This is a genomic window from Dyadobacter sp. AC419 (assembly GCF_979253085.1).
Genome location: NZ_CEEDCD010000015.1, coordinates 394,755 through 415,681, shown reverse-complemented (window position 1 = coordinate 415,681; position 20,927 = coordinate 394,755). Strand labels below are relative to the sequence as shown.

Sequence of the window (20,927 nt, the reverse complement as noted above, 5' to 3'; positions counted from 1 at the left end):
GCGAAGGGATCTACGTGTATGAATTCGACAGAAGCAACTTGTCTTTCAAAGAATTACAAATTTTGACAAACAAAAACGAGTCCTTCTTTCCTCGAATTTCATCCCAGCAAAAAAGTCCTTTATTCGGCCAATGAAGGCAACAGCACTGTTTCTTCCTACGCCATTGACGCCGCCGGCAAACTCACAACGTTAAACTCCAAACCGTCTCTCGGCAAAGGCCCATGCCACGTGAGCGTCGATCCGAAAGGAAGGTTTTTATACGTTTACCGGATCCCGGAAGCGGTCAGCTTGGTGTGTATTTAATCAATAGCGACGGCACGATTGGCGCCGTTGCAGACAGCATTCAGGACAAAGGTGCGGCTTCGCAAAAACCGCATATGCACTCGGTAATCCCGTCAGCGGACGGAAAGTACGTTTACGCTTCGGATTTAGGCATTGATAAAATTATGGTTTACAGTGTTGATCCAAAAACCGGCAAACTCACTCCCGGCGCAGTGCCTTATGCCGAAGTAAAAGCAGGCGACGGGCCACGCCATTTCGCCATTCACCCGGAGCGGAAATTTTGGTTACTCGGCTTGTGAGCTGGCTTCTGTTGTCAATTCTTTCAAAATCGTGAAGAATTCCGGGGCACTGGTTCCTATGGAGCGCGTTTCGATGCTTCCAAAGGATTTCGCAGGAAAAAGCTTTGCTGCAGACATTCATTTTTCTCCGGACGGCAAGTTTTTATATGCTTCCAATCGCCGGCATGAAAGTCTGGCTATTTATGCCGTGGACGCGCAAACGGGTAAATTAACAGTTGCCGGACATGCCGAAACGCACGGAAAGCATCCACGCAATTTCATGATCGATGAAAAAGGCGAGCTGGCTATTGTGACCAACCGGGACGATGATAACGTCGTGTTTTTCAAACGAAATCGCCAACAGGCCAGCTTACTTACACCAATAAAGAGATCGGCATTTCCGTGCGCCAGTTCGTAAAACGACTTTTTATCAGATTAAAACAACCCTGCGGAATAATAAGGCGCCGAAATTCCCATTGGCCAAAGTTTATTTTTTAAATTTCATCATTCGAAAAAAATAATCTTATAAAAAAGAGTATCAGCATGCATTTCCTGCATCATTATAAATGTTGATCCTGTCAATGTAATGTTCAAGCCCTTATCACTTATCAAGTCCTTTCCGATATCATGATAAACCGTAGAGATCTAATCAAACACTTGTCCGCTGTGCCGTTGTTAGGCGGATTTTTGGGACAAGGCAGTGCGGAAGCTGCAACTTTCGCTGCCAAAGTTCCTGCCAGAAACCTCGCTAAGGAACTAGGGATAAGAACTTTTATTAACGCCGCGGGTACCTACACGGCCATGACGGGGTCGCTGATGCAGGACGAAGTTGTGGAAACGATCCAGGGCGCTGCGCAAAATTTCATGATCCTGGACGAGGTTCAGACGAAGGTTGGAGAAAAAATCGCCGCATTAACGCACGCTGAATCGGCGGTCGTAACTGCGGGTTTTCTTTCTGCATTGACATTGGGACTTGCAGGCGTGCTGACCGGCATGGATACGAAGCGCGTGGAAGACCTTGCCGCATTTGGAAGGAACCGGCATGAAATCCGAGGTGATGATTCAGAAAGGCCATAACATTGGCTACTCCCATGCATTGACCAACACAGGTTGCAAAATCATTGAAATTGAAACGGTTGAAGAACTGCAAAAGGCCATTAACGAGAAAACAGCATTGCTCTGGTTCCTGCACATTCAATCCGACAAAGGGCAGATCAAGCATGAGCAATCGGTGGAAATTGCCAAGAAGAATGGCATTGCAACCATGATCGATATGGCTGCGGATGTGCCGCCGGTGGAAAACCTTTGGCGATTTAATGATATGGGCTTCGACCTGGTGTGCGTTTCGGTGGAAAAGCCATGCGCGGACCACAAAGTGCAGGCATATTAATGGGTAAAAAACACCTGATCGACGCAGCCAGACTAAGCATGCCGCCTCGCGGATCGACAATTGGTCGCGGGATGAAAGTGAATAAGGAAGAGATTTTGGGCATGTATGTGGCGCTCGAAAAATTTGTCAAAATGGACCACAAGAAAGAGTGGAAAATGTGGGAAGACCGCGCCGCATTGATTGCGAATGCTGCAAAAAGCGTGGCTGGTGTGAATGTGGAGACATTTGCGCCTGAGCTGGGCAACCACACGCCTACTTTGCGCATTTCCTGGGACGCTGCCAAAGTAAGTTTGCCGGTTAAATTGTTGCAGGAAAACATGCGTAAAGGCGATCCATCCATCGAGATCATGCCGGGCGAAAACAACACATTAACCATCACAACCTGGTGCCTGAAACCGGGTGAAGAAAAAATAGTAGCAACCCGCCTGAAAGAAGAATTGTCGAAAGCGGTTGTTTAAGACTTTGCATTACCAAGAATACCTATTCCTAAGCCCTATAAAAAATGAAACACAGATTCCTGCTTATCTTTTTTCTGATATGCTGTCAAAGTTTTGCTGTTAACGCACAGACTTACAGCATATTGATCAAAGGCGGAACGGTCATTGACCCTAAAAATAATCTCAACCAGATGATGGATGTGGGGATATTTGAAGGGAAGATCAAGAAGGTTGCCAAGGACATTGATCCTAAGGAAGCCCGACAGGTTGTTGATGCCAAAGGCATGTATGTCACGCCCGGACTCATTGATATTCACGGACATGTGTTTTTCGGAACAGAACCAAACCATTATTTAAGTAATGGTTTGGTTGCGTTACCGCCCGATGGTTTCACTTTTCGCGTAGGCGTAACCACGATCGTAGACGCAGGCGGCGCGGGCTGGGATTCATTTTCTGAGTTTAAGAAGAATGTGATCTTCAATTCCAAAACGCGGGTGCTCTCCTTTCTCAACATTGTGGGCGAAGGCATGCGCGGCGGAAACTGGGAACAGGACACCGCCGATATGAACCCCGAACTTGCGGCGGGCGTAGCATTAAAAAACAAAAATGATGTAGTCGGTTTCAAAGTGGCGCATTTCATGGGCAATGACTGGAAACCGGTTGATAATGCGGTCAAGGCCGGAAAACTGGCAAATATGCCCGTTATGATCGATTTTGGCGGAAGCACACCGCCCTTGCCGTTGGAAGATCTGTTTCTGAAACACCTTCGTCCGGGCGACATATTTACACACACGTACACCTTGCTGGAAGGCAATGTGAGAGAAACCATTGTGGACGAAAAAGCGCGGAAAGTGCGGCCGTTCGTTCTCGAAGCGCGCAAGCGCGGCATCATTTTCGACGTCGGTTATGGCGGCGCGAGCTTCAATTATTCACAGGCGATTCCAGCCATTAAGCAAGGATTTTATCCCAACACCATTAGCACGGATTTGCATACAGGCAGCATGAACGGCTCCATGAAAGATATGTTGAGCATAATGTCCAAATTTTATGTCATGGGCATGGATCTGCCGACGGTTATCAAAGCCAGCACCTGGGAACCGGCGCAAGTGATTCATAGAGAAAACCTGGGACACATTTCAGAGAATGCCATTGCAGATGTCGCCATCTTTTCGATGCGCAAAGGCAATTTTGGTTTTTATGATAAAACCGGATTCAAGATGGAAGGCAAAGAGAAATTAGAATGTGAGATGACGATCATGGGCGGCAAAATCGTCTATGACCTGAATGGCATCGCTAAGCCGATTTATTTGAAATAAGCGAGCAGACTTCGGCTTTCAGCAATCAGCTGTCAACTTTATTAATAAATATTAAACTAAAAATCGAAAGCCGACTGCCGAATGCCAATTCTACTATCCCTAAACGCTATGCGGTTCAAATCTTTAAACCTTTCAGCTTCGCTTCTGCTGCTATTTGCATTGGGTTTTACCCAAAAGAGTGACCGGCAGAACAGTTTGGTGAATGACAAAAATGGCGGCTTATTTCTGCCGGATGGCTTCGAGGCAACCGTCGTTGTGGACAGCCTGCCCGGCCGCGCACGCCACATTGCCGTGAATGACAATGGTGATATTTATGTAAAAGCGCGTTTTTCCGGGAAAGGCAAATCCGTGATTGCGTTGCGCGACACCAATGGCGACGGCCGTGCAGACATTATTAAACATTTTGGTGGACGTGACGGTGAAGGTGTTTACGGAACTGCCATGCGCATTTACAAAGGTTATCTTTATTTCAGTTCAGAACTGATTGTTTCACGTTACAAACTGAACCCCGGCGAGCTCGTTCCAACGAGCGAAGAAGAAGTGATCCTGACCGACGATCACGCACACGGCATGCACGAGCACATTGCGAAACCCGTCACTTTCGACGACAAAGGATTTATGTATGTGCCTTTCGGGGCCAATTCCAATGCTTGCCAGGACGATAACCGCATTCCGTCATCCAGCGGATTGGACCCCTGCCCTATCCTCGAAGATCACGGCGGGATCTGGCGCTTCGATGCCAATAAAAAAGGTCAGTTACAGAAAGACGGCGTAAAATTCGCGACCGGATTGCGCAGCGTTGTGGCGCTCGACTGGAATTTTGCGGACAATAATTTATATGCATTGCAACACGGCCGCGACGATTTATTGCGCCTGTTTCCGCAAATTTTTTCGCCCTGGCAAAGCGCAATGCTGCCTTCCGAGGAATTTTTGAGAATTAAAGAAGGCACGCACGCAGGCTGGCCCTACTGCTATTGGGATCAAATGCAGGGCAAAAAAGTCCTTAACCCCGAATATGGCGGCGATGGAAAAGAGGTGGGTCGCTGCGGAGAATATGAGAAACCGTTGATCGGTTTTCCGGGCCATTGGGCGCCTAATGATATTCTATTTTACCAGGGAAACCATTTTCCGGAACGTTACAAAAACGGCTCATTCATCGCATTTCACGGCTCTACAAACCGCGCTCCTTATCCGCAATCGAGCTATTTTATCGGTTTTGTTCCTTTTAAAAACGGCCAGCCGTCGGGTGATTATGAGGTTTTTGCCGATGGTTTCGCCGGCGTCGATCCGATTGTGAATGTAAGTGATGCAAATTATCGGCCTATGGGGCTTGCTATGGGCCCGGATGGCGCACTTTACATTGCAGAAACGGAAAAAGGGAAGATTTGGAAAGTGACTTACAAAGGCGACAAGAAAAAGTTTGCAAAAACGGCTTTGGTCAAAATGGAAAAAAGAAAATCCATGTCCAACATCCGCACGCCAGACATTATTAACGACAATCTTGACAAAGACAAACCCGTTGCCGGCGGTAAAGTTTACAGCGTTTATTGTTCAGCTTGCCACCAGCGCAATGGCATGGGTGATATGCAGCGTTTTCCGCCACTGGGTGGCGCAGACTGGGTAACTGGCGATAAGGAGCGGCTTATTAAAGTATTACTGAAAGGGCTTGAGGGTCCGCTCGAAGTGAAAGGACAGTCTTATAACAATGTAATGCCGCAGCACAGCTTTTTAAAAGACGATGAAATTGCAGAAGTTCTGACCCACATCCGGAGTAATTTCGGAAACACTTCAAGCGCCGTAAGCGCCGATGAAGTGCGGAAAGTCAGGGCTTCGGTTGAAGATATGAAGTAGCGCTATTCTCCTTCCAACCTCGTTTAAGTGGATATTACTCTCCGGCAATTGAGTGTTCCTTTAAGGGGTTGGAGGGAGAAATGCAATGATGACAATTCACACTTTTCTTTTCCATATTAATGTTTGAAAACAAAGTTTTAGCCGCAAGTTTTATACTACTTACCGGAATTGTGCTCGCTGGATTCAACTCCACAACTTCAAATCCGCACCAAAGCCAGGATCCCTGGAAAGCCCCCGCATGGGCCGACACGCTGAAAAGTCCCTATCACGAAGAACCGCTGACATTGGCACAGGGAGAAGAACTTTTCACACTTTACTGCGCAACATGCCACGGTGACGCGGGTTATGGCGATGGCGCTGCGGGCGGCGCATTGGGACAAAAACCTGCCAATTTTCATGACACATTAGTAAAAGCACAGAGCGACGGGTCTTTGTTTTCGGAAAATCTCAAACGGACGCGGGAATATGCCGCCTTTCAAAGACGTTTTTACGGACGAACAGCGCTGGCAGCTTGTGGCTTACCTCCGGCATTTAGGCAAAACCGAATAGCAAAAATCTGAACCCATAACATAAAAATGCTGACTATTAGCCGCTATTTCAAACCCAAAGTCGCTGCATTCCTGCTTGCAACTATTGCAGGTCACACTTTTGCGCAGCCCAAAGAAACCGTCACCGCTACGCCGAAATCACTTCGTGACGACATTTACAATTGAGCATTACATGAAGATCGAGCCGGAAGCGGTGCGCATTATTCAGCATCCGGTTACGGGCGAAATTTACTATACAACGTTTTTTGGTGATGTTTTAAAAATCGTCACCACCAACGGTCAGCCCGAAAGCAAAAAGATACCTCAGCGCCGAAGATCACGGCATTACGCGTTTGCAGGGCGCTGCATTTAAAGGCAACACATTGTTTTTGGCGGGCAACATTAATGTCAATAACAACAAAGGGAACAAAGGCCGGATGGTTCGGTACGAGTTGAAAAATGGGGTAGATAAGCCTGAAATGACAGTTGTGTTTAACACGGTCGAATACGGCGCTAATAAAACCACATTCGATCACGGCTGGAATGCTTTGGAAATCAGTCCGGACGGCAAATATATTTTCGTGAATACAGGCGCCAGAACAGACCATGGCGAAGTGCAGGATAACGGCGGAGAATATCCGAATGCAAGAGATAACGCATTAACAGCCAATATTTTCCGTTTTCCAATCGACTCGAAAGATCTGCTGCTTTCTACGGACACACAGAAACTAAAAGCCGACGGTTACCTCTACGCAGAGGGCATCCGCAATGCATATGACATGGCATTTGATCCGAAAGGAAATTTGTTTGCAGTTTCCAACTCTGGCGATTACGATCATGCGGAAGATATGTTCTGGGTAAGACAAGGCCATCATTACGGCTTTCCTTGGGTGATGGGCGGCATTGATAACCCGCAACAATTCCCAGATTACCAGCCGAAACCCGGACACCGATCCGTTCCTGAGCAAATTTGCTTTTGCATGGCTGATGAAGTATTTTCACAACGACCCGGATTTTCCGAAAAGACCCGCAGGCGTTAAGTTCACACCCGGTGTTCAGAACATGGGCCCGGATGCCAACGAATACCGCGACCGCAAAACAGGCCAGGTTTACGATGGCGATTCGACAGGCATCGGCGTAAGCACATTCAACGCACATTCATCCCCGCTGGGATTGTTTTTCGACAATAAAAAAGAGCTCGGCAAAGACTTGACCGGCGATGGATTTGTAATTCGCTACGCAGGTGGCCCGAAACGGAGTTACCAACCCAAGCCCGCTTCGCAGACAAGGAAAAGACTTGCTGCACCTGGAAATGGAATATGACAAAGCGGCTGATAATTACAAGGTAAAAACGACGCGCATTATCGATGGATTTACCTCTCCTACTGATGCATTGCTAGTTGGTAACACATTGTATATCATTGAATATGGCGGCAAGCAGGGCGGTAACAAGTCCGGTGGAAGCATCTGGAAAGTAACGATGCCGACAAACGAGAAAATGGCTAAAAAGACCAAGAAGAAAAGAGCATAAACATCCTTTTAATAACCTTAATTATACCATCATGTCTGAAGAAGATCCATTCTAAAAAAATTATTCGCCTCTGTTGCGGGAGTTGCCGGAATTGGCGTTGCAGCCAAAGCAAAAGCAGATATTGCCCCTGCGGCACCGGAAAAGGAAGTCGGTGATGTTGTCATGTATCAGGATGTGCCTTTGTTTCAGGTCATACCAAATTCAATAATATGGTGTTCATCGCCGGAAAAGGCGCCCACTTCGAAGGCGACATCACAGCGCACACCAAGCACGTGCTGGACGAACTGGAAAAAGAATTGATCAAAGCAGGTTCTTCCATGGAAAAAGTGCTGAAATGCAGCGTTTTTCTCCACGACCTGAACGACTACAAAGCCATGAACGAAGCCTACAAAGGCCGCTTCGGCTCAAAACCCCCATGCCGCACAACAGTGGCAGTTTACGGCGGTGTGCCAGGTGATTCGTTGGTTGAGATTGATTGTATTGCTTATATATAGGATTTGTCCCTACCAAATGCAGCCGCGCGGTAGGAAAACGAATATCAATAAAAGCGGAAATCCCGGAGGGATGCAAGCTCGGTCAGGAAAACAAATGTCGATAAAATAGGGAAATCCCGGAGGGATGTAACAGCGTGTATGCCGTTGCATCCCTCCGGGATTCCATTTTGATGCTGGGTTTTGCTACCGCGCGGCGGCTACCAATATTTCATCCCTCTGGGATTTGCGTTTGTATCGACATTCATTTTGCAACCGTGCGGCGGTTAACGCGCGGCGGCCGCCAATATTATATCCCTCCGGGATTTGCGTTTTTATCGACATTCTTTTTCCTAACGCGGCGGCCGCCAGACATCACGCCCCTTTCCCCGGGATTGCTCGCTTACAAAATTATATAACCTCCCATCGCCCAACCTCCTAAAATCAAACTTATATTTTGATATAATACAATTAAGCCGAATCTAATTTTAAAATAAAAAATAAAGTCCCACTTATATTTTAAATTTCAGTGATTTAACGGTTACTTTTGTTATCTGACCCCAATAAGATTTGAACAAGAGACAACGCATCGCTGAGGAGAACGTTATTCTTCTGAATCTCTGGCACCAATCCCAAGCCGGCGACAGTCTTGCGTTCTGTCAACTCGCTGACAAGCAGTATCGGACGCTCTTCAATTACGCTACGAATTTCACCACTGACAGAGAGTTGTATTAAGGATTGGATTCAGGAATTGCTGATACACATTTGGGAAAAGCGGGAGACGATTAACATTCAGTTTGTTTCCATCTATTTCCTAAAAGCGCTTAGGAATCAGCTTTTGCAGGAATTCCCGGAGAAACAACTCTGCTAATTCACTGCTGGACATTGATGAAGTAGGTCAGCTCTCGGATTACAAAACGGTTGAGACGGAAATCGAGCAAAGTGAAATTTATTCGGAAAACCAGATCAAGGTCCGTTCGGCCATCGAAGAACTCCCCCGCCGCCAAAAAGAAGCCGTTTTCCTCAAATACTTCGAAGGAATGGACAACGAACAAATCGCCGACCTCATGCACGTCAACCGCCAATCGGTCGCTAATCTGCTTTTTAAGGCGATATCCTCATTAAAAACTCACATTCGAACAGTAACCAGTTTAATGTTGCTGATGTTCGTGCATCATGGTTGAAATGGTTTTTATCATTTCTAAACCTTATCTCTGCCTAATCTGGCAAACAACTTCCTCAAAAAATAATTTCCAAAAAAAGAGTATCGGCCGGAGGAAAATGCATCCTTAGATAAATTAGCCATACTATTATTTGCCCAATATGCATAATTACCGCAATTTTCTTCCGGAGCAACTCGCAGCCGATCCTTCATTTCGGCGCTGGACGTTGTTCGATGATCCTGAGGAGGATGCTGTCTGGGCGGAATGGCTTGAATTGAACCCGGATAAGCGGGAGCTTGTGAGAAAGCCAGAAATTTCCTGCTGAATACGGAGGCTGCATTCGACCAGATCTCGGAGGATGAAATTGCGAATGAAATTTACCGGCTGTCGCATTCGATTGGTGAAAATAAAGCTAAAAAGTCGGGCATATGGCGTCGTTTCAGGCCGAATTGGTATAATATGGCGGCCTCTGTTTTGCTGCTGATGTTTGCGGGATGGTGGTTTAACAAACAGACGCCTTCGCAGCAGCAATCGGATCAGTATAAGGTGATTTTGAGCCAGATTAAGGAGCCTTTGGTGAAGGAAGAGAACCTTACCGACAAAGCGCGCCTCGTCATTCTGGCTGATGGAAGTTCGGTTTTATTGCAGCCAAACAGCCGCATTACTTACCCTTCGAAATTTGAGGGGAATAAAAGAGAAGTTTTCCTGAGCGGTGAAGCGTTTTTTGAAGTAGCCAAGAACCCGGACAAACCCTTCTTCGTATACGCACACACATTGGCAACCAAAGTGCTGGGCACGAGCTTCAAAGTGAGCGCATTTGACGGTGCTAAAGAAGTGAAAGTTGTCGTTAAAACAGGTCGCGTTTCTGTTTTCCCGATGACAAAAGAGGCCATAGCAACCCAACAGGCGGATGACAAGCTTGGCAGGAATGGTACTTACGCCGAATCAGCAAATTGTATACGCTCCCAAGGAGTTAAGACTTACCCGCAGCCTCATTCCGGACCCGAAATTGCTTGAATTGCCGATTCAGAGTCAGTCTTTTGAATTCAAAGGCACGCCCATTACCGAAGTTTTTGAAACGCTGGAAAAGTCTTACGGCGTGAAGATCATACACGATGTGGATGTGATGAAGAACTGTTATCTGACCGCGTCCCTGTCCGACGAACCCTTGTTTGAAAAAATAAACCTGATCTGCAAAACGATCGGTGCTGAATATGAACAGCTGGATGCGAGCATCATCATCACCAGCAAAGGCTGCTACTGACATTCACTAACCCTTTAACCCCTAAAATTCAATTTTGCCTATGACGCTAATCTATTCCCCCTTACAAAAATGAGCCGATGATGCTGCAACACCACCGGCTCCGTTAATCCCCTGTTTTACTTCTTCTTACGGTCTTCGCCTAGCAGCGGCCGTGGGAATCATTGATGCCGAATTTTAACCCGACAAAAATCAAAATTATGTCAAAAACAGTACAATTTCACCATGCTTTACAGAAAATCATGCGCATTACGCTGTATCAAGCCATACTCTCTATCGCCGTCAGCACATTCGTGCACGCCAATGACGTACGCGGTCAGCGGGTTTTAGAACAAAAAGTGACTTTGCGTTTAACCAATGCCGAAATCGATCAGGCTTTGGAAAAAATTGAAAGTACAACGAAGGTCAAATTCATGTACAATCCGCAAATTTTCAATAACAATAAAGCGACTTACAAATTTCAGGACGAAGCATTGTCCGATGTGCTGGAAAAATTCTTGCCCCGCACAAAGTGACTTACGAAGTTGTGCAGGACCGCATTATTCTGAAACGCGAAACGGCTGCTTCGGAAACAGGCTCATCTTCTAAAGAAGCACCAAAACGCAATGTTACAGGTGTGATTACGGATGAAACCGGCGCGGGACTTCCGGGTGTAAGTGTGTTGGTAAAAGGCACGCAGCGCGGAACATCATCCGATGCGGAAGGAAAATTTTCGATGGACATTCCTGATGCGGAAGTTGCTTCTGCGGTGCTGATTTTCAGCTTCGTAGGTTACACGCCACAGGAAGTGCCGGTTGGAACGCAGACGACCATTACGGTTCAGCTAGCTCCTGAGGCGAAAGCTTTAAATGAGGTTGTTGTTACCGCCCTTGGTATTTCCAAAGAGAAAAAGGCGCTTGCCTATGCGGTGACGGAAGTGAAAGGTTCTGAATTCACGCAGGCCCGTGAAAATAACGTAGCGAATGCATTGACAGGTAAAATCGCCGGTGTAAATGCCACGGGTATGTCGACTGGTCCTGGCGGATCGAGCCGGATTATCATTCGTGGTAATGGTTCATTGAGCGGAAATAACCAGCCTTTGTATGTAATCAATGGTATGCCGATGGACAACAGCGTTCCAGGCGGTGGGAATGCATCCGACGGAAACGGTAACAATACGGACCGCGGTGACGGGATCGGCGGGATCAACCCGGACGACATTGAATCGATCAGCGTTTTGAAAGGCGGACCGGCAGCAGCTTTGTACGGTGCTCGTGCGGGTAATGGTGTTATTTTGATCACCACTAAAAAAGGTCGCGCGCAAAAAGGCATCGGTGTGGAATTCAACAGCAACTTCACAACGGAGAACCTGGCGATCATTCCCGACTGGCAATATGAATACGGACAAGGTGTGGATGGTGTAAAACCAATGACGCAAACGCAGGCAAAAAGTTCAGGCCGCTTGTCTTACGGTGCAAAAATGGATGGCACGGATGTGATTCAGTTTGACGGCCAGATGCGCCCCTATTCGCCTCAGAAAGACAATCTTAAAAACTTTTACAGAACGGGGACGAACTACATTAACTCCATCGCATTCACAGGTGGAAATGACAAGATCAACTTTCGTTTTGGTCTGAACAATACGAAATCAAACAGCATTGTCCCGAACTCTGATTTCACGAGAAGGATTGCAAACTTGAATGTGAATGCATTTTTGGGCAAAAAACTGAGCATTGAAACAGTAGTTCAATACAACATTGAAGACGGCCATAACCGTCCGAAAGTGGGTTACGCGGATTACAATCCGCACTGGGCGACGCACTTGATCGCTAACACAGTGGATATCAGAAGCCTTTCTCCTGGTTATGATGCAGTTACGGGCAAAGAAGTAGAATGGAACCCGGTTCCGGCTGCACCAAACCCTTACTTTGTCATCAATAAATTCAAAAACGACGACCGCAAGAACCGCTTTTTGGGACAGGCAAACATTCGCTATGACATTCTGGATAACCTGTTCATCAAAGGAAGCGTGAGCCAGGATTACTACAATTTCAAATACGAATTCATCGTGCCAACGGCCAATGCATACGAACCGCTTGGAAAATACGAATCGAACAGCACGACTTCGTCTGAAACGAACGGAATGCTGACATTGAACTACAATAAGGAATTCGAAAATTTCAGTTTCTCGGCATTGCTGGGCGGTAACACGCAGCGCAGCATTTACGATGAAATGGCTTACAGAGGCGCTGAATTCACAATTCCAGGTTTTTACAGCTTCACCAACCTTGCAACGACAACAACGACGCCAAGATATTTGAAAAGCGGAATCAACTCGGTTTTCGGATCGGTGGATTTGGGTTACAAAGGGTTGGCTTACCTGACCATGTCGGGCAGACAGGATTGGTTTTCTGTTTTGAACAAATCAAACAACAGCATTTTTTATCCCGCAGTTGGTGGAACGGTGATTCTTTCTGAGGCTATTGATATGCCTTCTGCGATCAGTTTTGCCAAAGTGCGTGCTTCGTGGGCGCAGGTGGGTGCTGTGAACGTGGATCCTTACCGGATTTACCAAAGCTATCAAATGGCGCAAGGCGGTCATAATGGTCGTCCCGTGCAGCAATTGGCTTCGGCATTGGTTCCTAACCCTGATTTGCGTCCGCTTACTTCCACCACTTATGAAGCTGGTTTGGAAGCACGTTTCCTGAACAACCGTTTTGGTCTTGACCTTACTTTCTACAATCGTAAGACCACCAATGACATTGTGCAAAGCAACATTGCATCGTCATCAGGATATACGCAGGCACTTTTGAATGTGGGTGAATTGAGCAACAAAGGCGTTGAGCTTTTGCTGACTGCAACACCGCTTCGCAAGAATAATTTTACCTGGGATATCAGCTACAACATGGCTTACAACCAAAGCAAGATCGTGAAACTGGCCGACAACCTGAAAACATTGAGCATCGGACTTGGTGTAGGCGGCGGTATGATCAATAACGTTGTCGGCGGGACTTACGGAGAAGTTTGGGGTTATAACAAGAAAACGGACGGCAACGGAAATGTGGTGTTCAACACAGCAAGCGGTTATGCAGTAAGAGGTGATCTGGAAAAACTGGGGAATGGAATTCCTCCGTTGACGATGGGTATCACCAACAATTTCAAATACAAAAACTTCTCGCTGAACATTCTTATCGACGGTAAATTCGGAAGCGTGGTTTACTCGAACATGTATCAATATGCGTATCGTTTTGGTTTGCCAAAAGAAACATTGCCAGGCCGCGAAACGGGTGTAACTGTGACGGGTGTAACGCCTGAGGGCGCTCCTTTTACCAAAACATGGGAGAAAAAGGACGTGGATACTTACTATGACAATGACAAAAACTACACGGGAATCTTCACTTTCAACAACGATTTCGTGAAGCTGCGCCAGGTGATTTTGAGCTACAACCTGAATGTAAGCAAAATGTCATTCCTGAAACTGCAATCTGCTTCTGTGTCGCTGGTTGGCCGTAACCTGCTGCTGCTTTACAAAGACAAGCGCAACAATTATTTCGATCCGGAATCGAGCTACACCAATGGTAATGCGCAAGGTCTGGAAGCATTCGGGGTTCCAAGAACGAGAAGTTTGGGTGTGAACCTTACAGTGAAGTTTTAATCATTAAAAAGAATTTTAGTGAATATGAAAAATTTAGTAAAAGTCCTATATCTGGCTCCGGCCCTATTTATTGCCTCCTGCGACAATGGGTTTGAAGAAATGAATGTCAACCCAAATGCCTCGACGGAAGTTGTGCCCGGCTTCCTTTTCACAAGGGCGCAGCTCGTGACGGTGAGCAACAATTTCACCGGCGCCGCTTACCTGACCATTGGCGGCTCGATGCAGCATTTCGCAACTTATAAAGAAGTGCCTGGCGCGGGTGATAAGTATTTCAATTTTAATTACAGCCAAGGCAGCTGGCAGCTTTATGGCGGCGATCCGGTTTCTCAAAGGTGCGGTGATCGACATTACACAGGTGATTGAAGCTGTTTCAGCCAATCCTGCCGACGTGAACAAGCTGTCGGTTTCAAGAATTTGGAAAGCTTATCTGTTCCATCGTTTGACGGATCTTTACGGCGACATTCCTTATTTTGAAGCGGGTAAGGCACTTTCGAGCCAGAATTTTACGCCGAAATACGATACGCAGCAAGCCATTTATGCGGATATGCTGAAAGAACTTGAAGAGTCGATCAATGCATTTGACGCCGCACAACCAACTTTCGGAACGGCTGACCTGATCTACGGCGGGGAAATTGCTAAATGGAAAAAATTCGGTTACTCACTGATGCTTCGTCTTGGCATGCGCCTGACAGAAGTGGATCCGGCCAGCGCTCAAACCTGGGTAAAAAAGGCCATTGCAGGCGGTGTGATCACTTCGGATACGGATATGGCGACCATCGCTTATGTTGACGGCTCCATCACAGCCAGCAGAAACTTCATCGCTGCGGGATTAATGAGCACAGATTACGTTTCACCGGGCGGCGACAATGTGGAAGGCGGAAAATTGGCCAAAACATTGGTTGACCATTTGAAAACAACCAAAGATCCACGCTTGAATGTAGTTTCTGTTGTTTGGACAAAAGCATCTGCAACAGCTCCTTACGTTGCCGACACAGCTACTGCTTTGCAAAAAGGAATGCCTAATGCTGCTTTCAACTCATTGCCCGCAGATTTTGATTCTTACTCCGAGCCAAATCCGAATACGATCTTGAAATACAATGCGCCCTTATTGGTCTTCACCCCTGCGGAAGTGCATTTGCTGCTTGCTGAGGCCGGTTTGAGAGGCTGGTATTCGGCTACAACGCCGGCTGCGGAATATGAAAGCGCCGTAACTTCAGGCATGAAGCAATGGGCTGCATTCGGTGCAGGCGGTGTCATTTCCGATGCCAAAATCGCTTCTTACCTGAAAGCAAATCCATACAAAGCAACCGGCACACTGGCTGAAAAAATGGAGCAGATCGGCACACAGAAGTGGGTTGCGCTGTTTTTGGAAGATGAATATGAAATCTGGTCCAATTGGAGACGCACCGGATACCCTAAGCTGACGCCTACCAACTATCCTGGTAACCTCACCGGCGGAAAAATCCCAACCCGTTTTGTAATTCCTGATTCGGAAGAGCAGTATAACCAGGCCAATTTCTACGAAGCAAGAACCAGACAAGGCGGCACGAATACGCTTTCCAGCATGGTTTGGTGGGATAAATAATTTTTAAAAAACAATGCACGATCAGACTTCCAGGCCACAAACCGGGAAGTCTGATTTATTCATATCAGGCCCTTCAACATTAAACACACAACCAGCATTAAAAACTACCGCTGAATTCCTTTAACTAGTTAATGCCCATATTCCTAAAACCTAAAATCATGACCAGTAAATTACGCTTAACCTGTTTGGCGCTCCTCTGCGCATTCACCTCCGTCAAAGCCCAGCAATATTCTGTGGTGATTAAAGGAGGTCATGTCATCGATCCTAAAAACAATGTGAACGCCATCATGGACGTGGCTTTGAAAGGCGACACCGTCATGCTCGTTGCCAAAAACATTGATCCCAAAGAAGGCATGCAAGTGGTGAATGCCAAAGGACTTTTCGTTACGCCCGGCCTCATCGACATGCACTCACACAACTTTTACGGCACAAAAATGGACCAGACTTACAGCAATGGTCCTAATGCATTGCCACCCGATGGATTCACCTTCCGCACGGGCGTAACCACGGTTGTGGACGCGGGCTGCGCAGGCTGGAAGTCTTTTCCTGATTTTAAAAAACAAACCATTGACATCTCCAAGACCCGCGTGCTCGCATTCCTGAACATTGTAGGAGAAGGCATGCGTGGCGGCGCTTACGAGCAGAATGTGGACGATATGGACGCAGCTGCAACGGCGAAAGTAGTGAAGGAAAATCCGGATTACATTGTCGGCATAAAACTCGCACATTACAACGGTTACAACTGGACGCCAACCGAACGCGCCGTGGAAGCCGGAAAGCTTGCTAATGTGCCTGTGATGGTTGATTTCGGTGGAAGCAAGCCTGTTTTGCCACTAGAAGAATTGTTCACCAAACATCTGCGCCCGGGCGATATTTTCACCCATTGTTTCGGCCAACTCAGCAGCCGGGAGCCGATTCTGGACGTTGCTACGGGCAAGATCAAGCCTTTCGTTTACGAAGCGCGCAAGAAAGGAATTCTTTTCGATGTGGGTTATGGTGGCATCAGCTTCGCGTTTTCACAGGCCATTCCAGCCGTTAAAAGCGGTTTTTATCCCAACACCATCAGCACCGACATTCACACGGGCAGCATGAACAATGCGATGAAAGACATGCTGAATGTTATGTCCAAGTTCCTGGCTATGGGCATGGATCTTCCAGCGGTTATCAAGGCAAGCACCTGGGCTCCCGCTCAGGCGATTCGCCACGAAGAGCTTGGAAACCTGTCGGTTGGCTCACGTGCAGATGTATCCGTTCTCAGGGTTTTGGATGGAAAATTTGCCTTGAACGACACAGGCACATTCGGCTTTTGGGATTACACGGGAACCAAGATCCAGGGTAAACAAAAGCTGGAAGCCGAGGTGACAATTCGCGCAGGGAAGGTTGTCTACGACCTGAACGGACTTACTGAACCGCTTGTGCTTACCAAAAGATAATTTGAATGATAAACCATTCCATGGATCTTTGACCTATAATTTGCCGCAATTTACAATTCAATTATGAGAGTACATTTTTTTGGGGTAATAGCCCTTTTAGCCCTCACTTTTAACGGTCTGCAAACGACGCGGGCGCAAATGATGCCCAAGGAAGAATTAATGTTCCTCACCTCCGAATGGAAGGGCGAACGCTTCCCTGACGGCCGCCCGAAAGTCTCCGACGAGCTCATTAACCGCGCCAAAAACATCTCCATCGAAGAAGCCTGGGTTGTGCTTCAAAATGAAGGCTATAACTGCCAGTTTGACGGAAATTGGAAGATCTTGAAAGACGATATCGTCATCACCGGCCGCGCATTAACAGCCCAGTTCATGCCTTCCCGCCCCGACGTTGAGAAGCTCGTAAAAGATCGTGGTAACAAAAACGGCATGTTAGGAAACACCAATTCCTGGCCCATCGACAAGCTTTCCAAAGGCGACGTTTACGTGGCCGACGGTTTTGGTAAAATCGCCAGCGGCACATTGATCGGCGACAATCTGGGAACTTCTATTTTTACCAAATCAGGCAACGGCGTCGTCTTCGACGCATCCGTTCGTGACTTGGAAGGACTTTCTAAAATCGAGGGTTTCAATGCATTTGTAAGGGATTTTGACCCATCATTTCTAAAAGACGTTTTCCTGACTGGCATTAATACACCAATCCGCATTGGTCGCGCCATTGTTTTGCCAGGAGACATTGTGCTTGCCAAGAAAGAAGGCGTGATCTTCATTCCCGCGCACATGGCCGAAAAAGTGATTCTAACGGCAGAATTCCTGACATTAAGGGACAAATTCGCCCTTCAAATGCTCAGAGAAGGCAAATTCACCCCAGGCCAGATCGACAACCAATGGACCGACCAACTTAAAGAAGCATTCCTGAAATGGCTGGACAGCAATCCAAAGGAAATACCGATGAAACGCGCCGAACTAGACGAATACATGAAGAAAAGAACCTGGTAACCTCCTTAGTGAAGTGCCAGGGCACTTTTGCGTTCTTTTTTCAATAGCATTATAACTACAATTATATGAATGTTTACAAGCTACTCGCTGGTGTTGCAGGTTTGTGTCTTCTCGTTGCGCTTTTCCTGGCGCTCTCGGGAAACCTGCCGCAAGCCGGTCCCTTCTTTATTGCGTTTTTTCTGGCGCTGGCCGTTAGTTTCAGAGGGTTCGAAAAGCTGAAAGGCTTTACTTACACAACCGTCATTTTCGCCGCAGTAACCACCGCACTTTATTATCCGCAGCATTTCCAAACCGTAAACGGCTTCAAGCTAGCCGCATTAATTACGCCTTTGATCCAGATTATCATGTTCGGAATGGGGACGTCAATGAGCTTCGGGGATTTTGTAGGAGTTGTAAAAATGCCAAAAGGCGTGCTGATTGGCGTAGTAAGCCATTTTATCATCATGCCTACCATTGGTTTTACATTAGCCAACCTAAGCGGCTTCCCACCCGAAATTGCAGCCGGAATTATCCTCATAGGCTGCTCGCCAAACGGAATGGCCTCAAATGTTATTTCCTATCTGGCCAAAGCAAACCTAGCATTATCGATCACCATCACGGCGATCTCCACAATGCTCGCTCCTATTGTGACACCACTGTTAATGAGCGCATTAGCAGGTGCATTCGTTCAAATTGACACCTTGCACATGATGTGGGACATCATTAAAATGGTCATCATCCCAATCGGCGCCGGACTATTATTCAACAAGTTTTTCAGCGGCAAAGCCAAGTGGCTCGACGATGCCATGCCGATCGTTTCCATGGCCGGAATTGCCTTCATCATCGTCATCATCACAGCCGCAGGCCGCGACAGCCTCCTCACCATCGGACCAACATTGCTGCTACTCGTGCTGATTCACAATTTATCGGGATACACATTAGGCTACTGGTCCGGCCGCCTCTTCAAAATGAGCGAACGAGACTGCCGCACCATCGCCATCGAAGTAGGCATGCAAAACGGCGGCTTAGCGTCAGGCATAGCCAAAGAAATGGGAAAAATGGCCACCGTTGGACTTGCGCCAGCGATTTTCGGACCATTAATGAACATTACCGGATCAATTTTAGCATCGTGGTGGCAAGGCAAACCGACCGGCGATGAAGAGACGTACGTGGAGACCGGAAGGGCACATTAAAAGCAAATCCCAGAGGGATGACATATTGGTGCCTGCCGCGCGGTAGGAAAAAAGGGAGATGTGAAAATGTAAATCCCGGAGGGATGTAATATAGGTAGCAAACCACGAACGGATCTAAAAATGTAAATCCCGGAGGGATGTAACAACGTGCATGCTGTTACATCCCTCCGGGATTTACATTTTATAGAAGCCATTCATTTGCTACGGATATGGTGTTCCTCCGGGACCATATAATACTTCATTTATGATGTAGCTCGGCTCTCGTGTTATTATTTGGTTAATCGCTGAACGGCACCACCTTGTGAAGCTGTTCAAATTTAAAGATCAAAATAATTTGTCTCAATTGCACAGTGTCTGTCTGAAAACTTTGCTTGTCAACAATTTTTCGATTTCTCAAAATTTCAACTATACCACTCTTTGACTAATCTTTTGAGTTCATAATCTCTGAAAGCGTTAACAAGTCACTTTTGAATCCAAGCCGGCTATCTCTAATATAAGCTAAACTGTAAGACTGGCCGATAATCACATATGCCGACATAATAACAATCGTCACCAGGACAACTGATAACGTAAAGAAAGCTGCATTCCAAGGGCCCATGTATATAATTGATTAGAATTCAGCATGAGTAACGTCATATGACAACAATTAAATAAAGAGAATTGAAACGAAAGAATTGAGTTTTTAAGAGGTTAATATCAATATATTAACGGTGAAAAAGCTGACTAAGGAATAATAAATGTGTGAGGCGGGAGCGCATTGACAGTCTAGTAAAACGCCAATCTCGGAGGGATACAATATTTGGTAGCCGCAAGGCGGTTAAAAATAATTTACGCCTAGCAAAAAGCAAATCCCGGAGGGATGTAACGACGTGCACGCTGTTACATCCCTCCGGGGTTTTTTATATCGGACATGTTTTCCGATGGCTACCAATATTATATCCCTCCGGGATTTCTATTTTTTGTATCTTTTTGGATTCCTACCGCGCGGCGGCCACCAATGTTACATCGCTCCGCGATTTATTCCTCAATCTTCCTCCAACAACAACTGCATAAACACCAAATCCAACCACTGGTCAAACTTATATCCAACTTCCTTCAAATAACCCTTTTCAACAAACCCATATTTTTTGTGAAATTCAATGCTGCCGCGGTTGGCGGCGTCTATGCCGGCGATCATGCTGTGCAGGCCGGATTCTCGGGCGCGCTGGATTAAACTGCCTAACAGCTTCCCTCCCACGCCAAGTCCTCTTGATTTTTCATCAAGGTAAATCGAATGTTCTACGCTGAATTTGTATCCGATTTTTGGGCGGAAAATGTTATAGGAGCCGTATCCGATCACTTTCCCTTCCCTTTCCGCGACAATTACGGGCATGCCGTCATTGAACATTTTCTCAAACCATTCCCTTTGCTCGTCCAGCGTCCGGGGTTCGTAATCGTAAATGGCGGTGGTGTTGAGAATGGCGTGATTAATAATTTCCAACAGGGAGGGCAAATCCTTGGGAGCAGCGCTTCTGATAATAAGATCCATCAAAATAACGTAGGTTCGATATAATTGGTAAATACGACCTTAAAGTTACCCGATAATTCTTAAAATAAAAGTG

23 protein-coding genes and 3 pseudogenes are annotated in these 20,927 nt (G+C 46.7%); 25 read left to right on the top strand and 1 reads right to left on the bottom strand.

The window, feature by feature from the left end; all coding sequences use genetic code 11:
* Window positions 1-135 precede the first annotated feature (135 nt).
* From AC0IYG_RS09400 to AC0IYG_RS09280, 25 genes and pseudogenes are all read left to right on the top strand, one after another.
* A pseudogene (locus AC0IYG_RS09400) lies at window positions 136-204 on the top strand (hypothetical protein); the annotation flags it as partial.
* 17 nt (window positions 205-221) lie between these two features.
* Window positions 222-581: a lactonase family protein gene (locus tag AC0IYG_RS09395; protein ID WP_471710828.1), complete on the top strand. Its 360-nt coding sequence runs from the start codon at window positions 222-224 to the stop codon at window positions 579-581.
* 31 nt (window positions 582-612) lie between these two features.
* Window positions 613-978, top strand: a complete 366-nt coding sequence (locus AC0IYG_RS09390; RefSeq protein ID WP_471710827.1) for a lactonase family protein — start codon at window positions 613-615, stop codon at window positions 976-978.
* Window positions 979-1,187: 209 nt separating this feature from the next.
* Window positions 1,188-2,408 (top strand): annotated as a pseudogene (locus AC0IYG_RS09385) (aminotransferase class V-fold PLP-dependent enzyme).
* Window positions 2,409-2,452: 44 nt separating this feature from the next.
* The gene (locus AC0IYG_RS09380; RefSeq protein ID WP_471710826.1) at window positions 2,453-3,703 is read left to right on the top strand and encodes an amidohydrolase/deacetylase family metallohydrolase; all 1,251 of its coding nucleotides are present in this window, start codon (window positions 2,453-2,455) and stop codon (window positions 3,701-3,703) included.
* Window positions 3,704-3,811: 108 nt separating this feature from the next.
* Window positions 3,812-5,554, top strand: coding sequence for a PQQ-dependent sugar dehydrogenase (locus AC0IYG_RS09375; protein ID WP_471710825.1), 1,743 nt, complete (start codon window positions 3,812-3,814; stop codon window positions 5,552-5,554).
* Window positions 5,555-5,673: 119 nt separating this feature from the next.
* Entirely contained in the window at window positions 5,674-6,114 is a 441-nt protein-coding gene (locus AC0IYG_RS09370) for a c-type cytochrome (protein WP_471710824.1), read from the top strand.
* A gap of 15 nt (window positions 6,115-6,129) precedes the next feature.
* Window positions 6,130-6,267, top strand: a complete 138-nt coding sequence (locus AC0IYG_RS09365; protein ID WP_471710823.1) for a hypothetical protein — start codon at window positions 6,130-6,132, stop codon at window positions 6,265-6,267.
* A complete protein-coding gene (locus tag AC0IYG_RS09360) occupies window positions 6,248-6,454 on the top strand; it encodes a hypothetical protein (RefSeq protein ID WP_471710822.1) in 207 nt (68 codons plus the stop codon). Before AC0IYG_RS09365 ends, AC0IYG_RS09360 begins: the two co-directional genes overlap by 20 nt.
* Window positions 6,435-7,121 (top strand): PQQ-dependent sugar dehydrogenase, encoded by a 687-nt coding sequence (locus tag AC0IYG_RS09355; RefSeq protein WP_471710821.1) that lies wholly within the window; start codon window positions 6,435-6,437, stop codon window positions 7,119-7,121. Before AC0IYG_RS09360 ends, AC0IYG_RS09355 begins: the two co-directional genes overlap by 20 nt.
* Window positions 7,069-7,404 carry a hypothetical protein gene (locus AC0IYG_RS09350; protein WP_471710820.1) on the top strand — a complete coding sequence of 112 codons (336 nt, stop codon included), beginning with the start codon at window positions 7,069-7,071 and terminating at the stop codon, window positions 7,402-7,404. The genes AC0IYG_RS09355 and AC0IYG_RS09350 overlap by 53 nt, the downstream gene beginning before the upstream one ends.
* Window positions 7,394-7,612 (top strand): hypothetical protein, encoded by a 219-nt coding sequence (locus tag AC0IYG_RS09345; protein WP_471710819.1) that lies wholly within the window; start codon window positions 7,394-7,396, stop codon window positions 7,610-7,612. Before AC0IYG_RS09350 ends, AC0IYG_RS09345 begins: the two co-directional genes overlap by 11 nt.
* A 90-nt stretch (window positions 7,613-7,702) precedes the next feature.
* Window positions 7,703-8,106 (top strand): annotated as a pseudogene (locus tag AC0IYG_RS09340) (RidA family protein).
* A gap of 625 nt (window positions 8,107-8,731) precedes the next feature.
* A complete protein-coding gene (locus tag AC0IYG_RS09335; protein WP_471710818.1) occupies window positions 8,732-8,953 on the top strand; it encodes a hypothetical protein in 222 nt (73 codons plus the stop codon).
* Window positions 8,913-9,266: an RNA polymerase sigma factor gene (locus AC0IYG_RS09330; RefSeq protein ID WP_471710889.1), complete on the top strand. Its 354-nt coding sequence runs from the start codon at window positions 8,913-8,915 to the stop codon at window positions 9,264-9,266. The genes AC0IYG_RS09335 and AC0IYG_RS09330 overlap by 41 nt, the downstream gene beginning before the upstream one ends.
* A 139-nt stretch (window positions 9,267-9,405) precedes the next feature.
* Window positions 9,406-9,570, top strand: coding sequence for a hypothetical protein (locus AC0IYG_RS09325; RefSeq protein ID WP_471710817.1), 165 nt, complete (start codon window positions 9,406-9,408; stop codon window positions 9,568-9,570).
* 134 nt (window positions 9,571-9,704) lie between these two features.
* Window positions 9,705-10,262, top strand: coding sequence for a FecR family protein (locus AC0IYG_RS09320; protein ID WP_471710816.1), 558 nt, complete (start codon window positions 9,705-9,707; stop codon window positions 10,260-10,262).
* Window positions 10,255-10,509 (top strand): DUF4974 domain-containing protein, encoded by a 255-nt coding sequence (locus AC0IYG_RS09315; protein WP_471710815.1) that lies wholly within the window; start codon window positions 10,255-10,257, stop codon window positions 10,507-10,509. Before AC0IYG_RS09320 ends, AC0IYG_RS09315 begins: the two co-directional genes overlap by 8 nt.
* Window positions 10,510-10,706: 197 nt before the next feature.
* The gene (locus tag AC0IYG_RS09310; protein ID WP_471710814.1) at window positions 10,707-11,021 is read left to right on the top strand and encodes a hypothetical protein; all 315 of its coding nucleotides are present in this window, start codon (window positions 10,707-10,709) and stop codon (window positions 11,019-11,021) included.
* Window positions 11,018-14,140 (top strand): SusC/RagA family TonB-linked outer membrane protein, encoded by a 3,123-nt coding sequence (locus AC0IYG_RS09305; RefSeq protein WP_471710813.1) that lies wholly within the window; start codon window positions 11,018-11,020, stop codon window positions 14,138-14,140. The genes AC0IYG_RS09310 and AC0IYG_RS09305 overlap by 4 nt, the downstream gene beginning before the upstream one ends.
* A 24-nt stretch (window positions 14,141-14,164) precedes the next feature.
* Window positions 14,165-14,503, top strand: coding sequence for a hypothetical protein (locus tag AC0IYG_RS09300; RefSeq protein WP_471710812.1), 339 nt, complete (start codon window positions 14,165-14,167; stop codon window positions 14,501-14,503).
* Complete coding sequence (locus tag AC0IYG_RS09295) at window positions 14,448-15,725, top strand: SusD/RagB family nutrient-binding outer membrane lipoprotein (RefSeq protein ID WP_471710811.1); 1,278 nt, start codon at window positions 14,448-14,450, stop codon at window positions 15,723-15,725. The genes AC0IYG_RS09300 and AC0IYG_RS09295 overlap by 56 nt, the downstream gene beginning before the upstream one ends.
* Before the next feature lie 158 nt (window positions 15,726-15,883).
* On the top strand, window positions 15,884-17,158 hold the full coding sequence (locus AC0IYG_RS09290; protein WP_471710810.1) for an amidohydrolase/deacetylase family metallohydrolase: 1,275 nt from the start codon (window positions 15,884-15,886) through the stop codon (window positions 17,156-17,158).
* A 63-nt stretch (window positions 17,159-17,221) separates the two neighbouring features.
* The gene (locus AC0IYG_RS09285) at window positions 17,222-18,154 is read left to right on the top strand and encodes an RraA family protein (RefSeq protein WP_471710809.1); all 933 of its coding nucleotides are present in this window, start codon (window positions 17,222-17,224) and stop codon (window positions 18,152-18,154) included.
* 65 nt (window positions 18,155-18,219) lie between these two features.
* Complete coding sequence (locus AC0IYG_RS09280; protein WP_026629970.1) at window positions 18,220-19,326, top strand: bile acid:sodium symporter family protein; 1,107 nt, start codon at window positions 18,220-18,222, stop codon at window positions 19,324-19,326.
* 1,024 nt (window positions 19,327-20,350) lie between these two features.
* Here the strand turns inward: AC0IYG_RS09280 and AC0IYG_RS09275 are convergent.
* Window positions 20,351-20,854 (bottom strand): GNAT family N-acetyltransferase, encoded by a 504-nt coding sequence (locus AC0IYG_RS09275; protein WP_026629968.1) that lies wholly within the window; start codon window positions 20,852-20,854, stop codon window positions 20,351-20,353.
* Window positions 20,855-20,927: the final 73 nt, after the last annotated feature.

Bases quoted from the DNA above. Each gene is read 5' to 3' on its own strand.
- AC0IYG_RS09395 (WP_471710828.1), top strand. From the start codon at position 222: ATGCCACGTGAGCGTCGATCCGAAAGGAAGGTTTTTATACGTTTACCG.
- AC0IYG_RS09380 (WP_471710826.1), top strand. From the start codon at position 2,453: ATGAAACACAGATTCCTGCTTATCTTTTTTCTGATATGCTGTCAAAGT.
- AC0IYG_RS09375 (WP_471710825.1), top strand. From the start codon at position 3,812: ATGCGGTTCAAATCTTTAAACCTTTCAGCTTCGCTTCTGCTGCTATTT.
- AC0IYG_RS09370 (WP_471710824.1), top strand. From the start codon at position 5,674: ATGTTTGAAAACAAAGTTTTAGCCGCAAGTTTTATACTACTTACCGGA.
- AC0IYG_RS09365 (WP_471710823.1), top strand. From the start codon at position 6,130: ATGCTGACTATTAGCCGCTATTTCAAACCCAAAGTCGCTGCATTCCTG.
- AC0IYG_RS09350 (WP_471710820.1), top strand. From the start codon at position 7,069: ATGAAGTATTTTCACAACGACCCGGATTTTCCGAAAAGACCCGCAGGC.
- AC0IYG_RS09345 (WP_471710819.1), top strand. From the start codon at position 7,394: ATGGAATATGACAAAGCGGCTGATAATTACAAGGTAAAAACGACGCGC.
- AC0IYG_RS09325 (WP_471710817.1), top strand. From the start codon at position 9,406: ATGCATAATTACCGCAATTTTCTTCCGGAGCAACTCGCAGCCGATCCT.
- AC0IYG_RS09320 (WP_471710816.1), top strand. From the start codon at position 9,705: ATGGCGGCCTCTGTTTTGCTGCTGATGTTTGCGGGATGGTGGTTTAAC.
- AC0IYG_RS09310 (WP_471710814.1), top strand. From the start codon at position 10,707: ATGTCAAAAACAGTACAATTTCACCATGCTTTACAGAAAATCATGCGC.
- AC0IYG_RS09300 (WP_471710812.1), top strand. From the start codon at position 14,165: ATGAAAAATTTAGTAAAAGTCCTATATCTGGCTCCGGCCCTATTTATT.
- AC0IYG_RS09295 (WP_471710811.1), top strand. From the start codon at position 14,448: ATGGCGGCGATCCGGTTTCTCAAAGGTGCGGTGATCGACATTACACAG.
- AC0IYG_RS09290 (WP_471710810.1), top strand. From the start codon at position 15,884: ATGACCAGTAAATTACGCTTAACCTGTTTGGCGCTCCTCTGCGCATTC.
- AC0IYG_RS09285 (WP_471710809.1), top strand. From the start codon at position 17,222: ATGAGAGTACATTTTTTTGGGGTAATAGCCCTTTTAGCCCTCACTTTT.
- AC0IYG_RS09280 (WP_026629970.1), top strand. From the start codon at position 18,220: ATGAATGTTTACAAGCTACTCGCTGGTGTTGCAGGTTTGTGTCTTCTC.
- AC0IYG_RS09275 (WP_026629968.1), bottom strand. From the start codon at position 20,854: ATGGATCTTATTATCAGAAGCGCTGCTCCCAAGGATTTGCCCTCCCTG.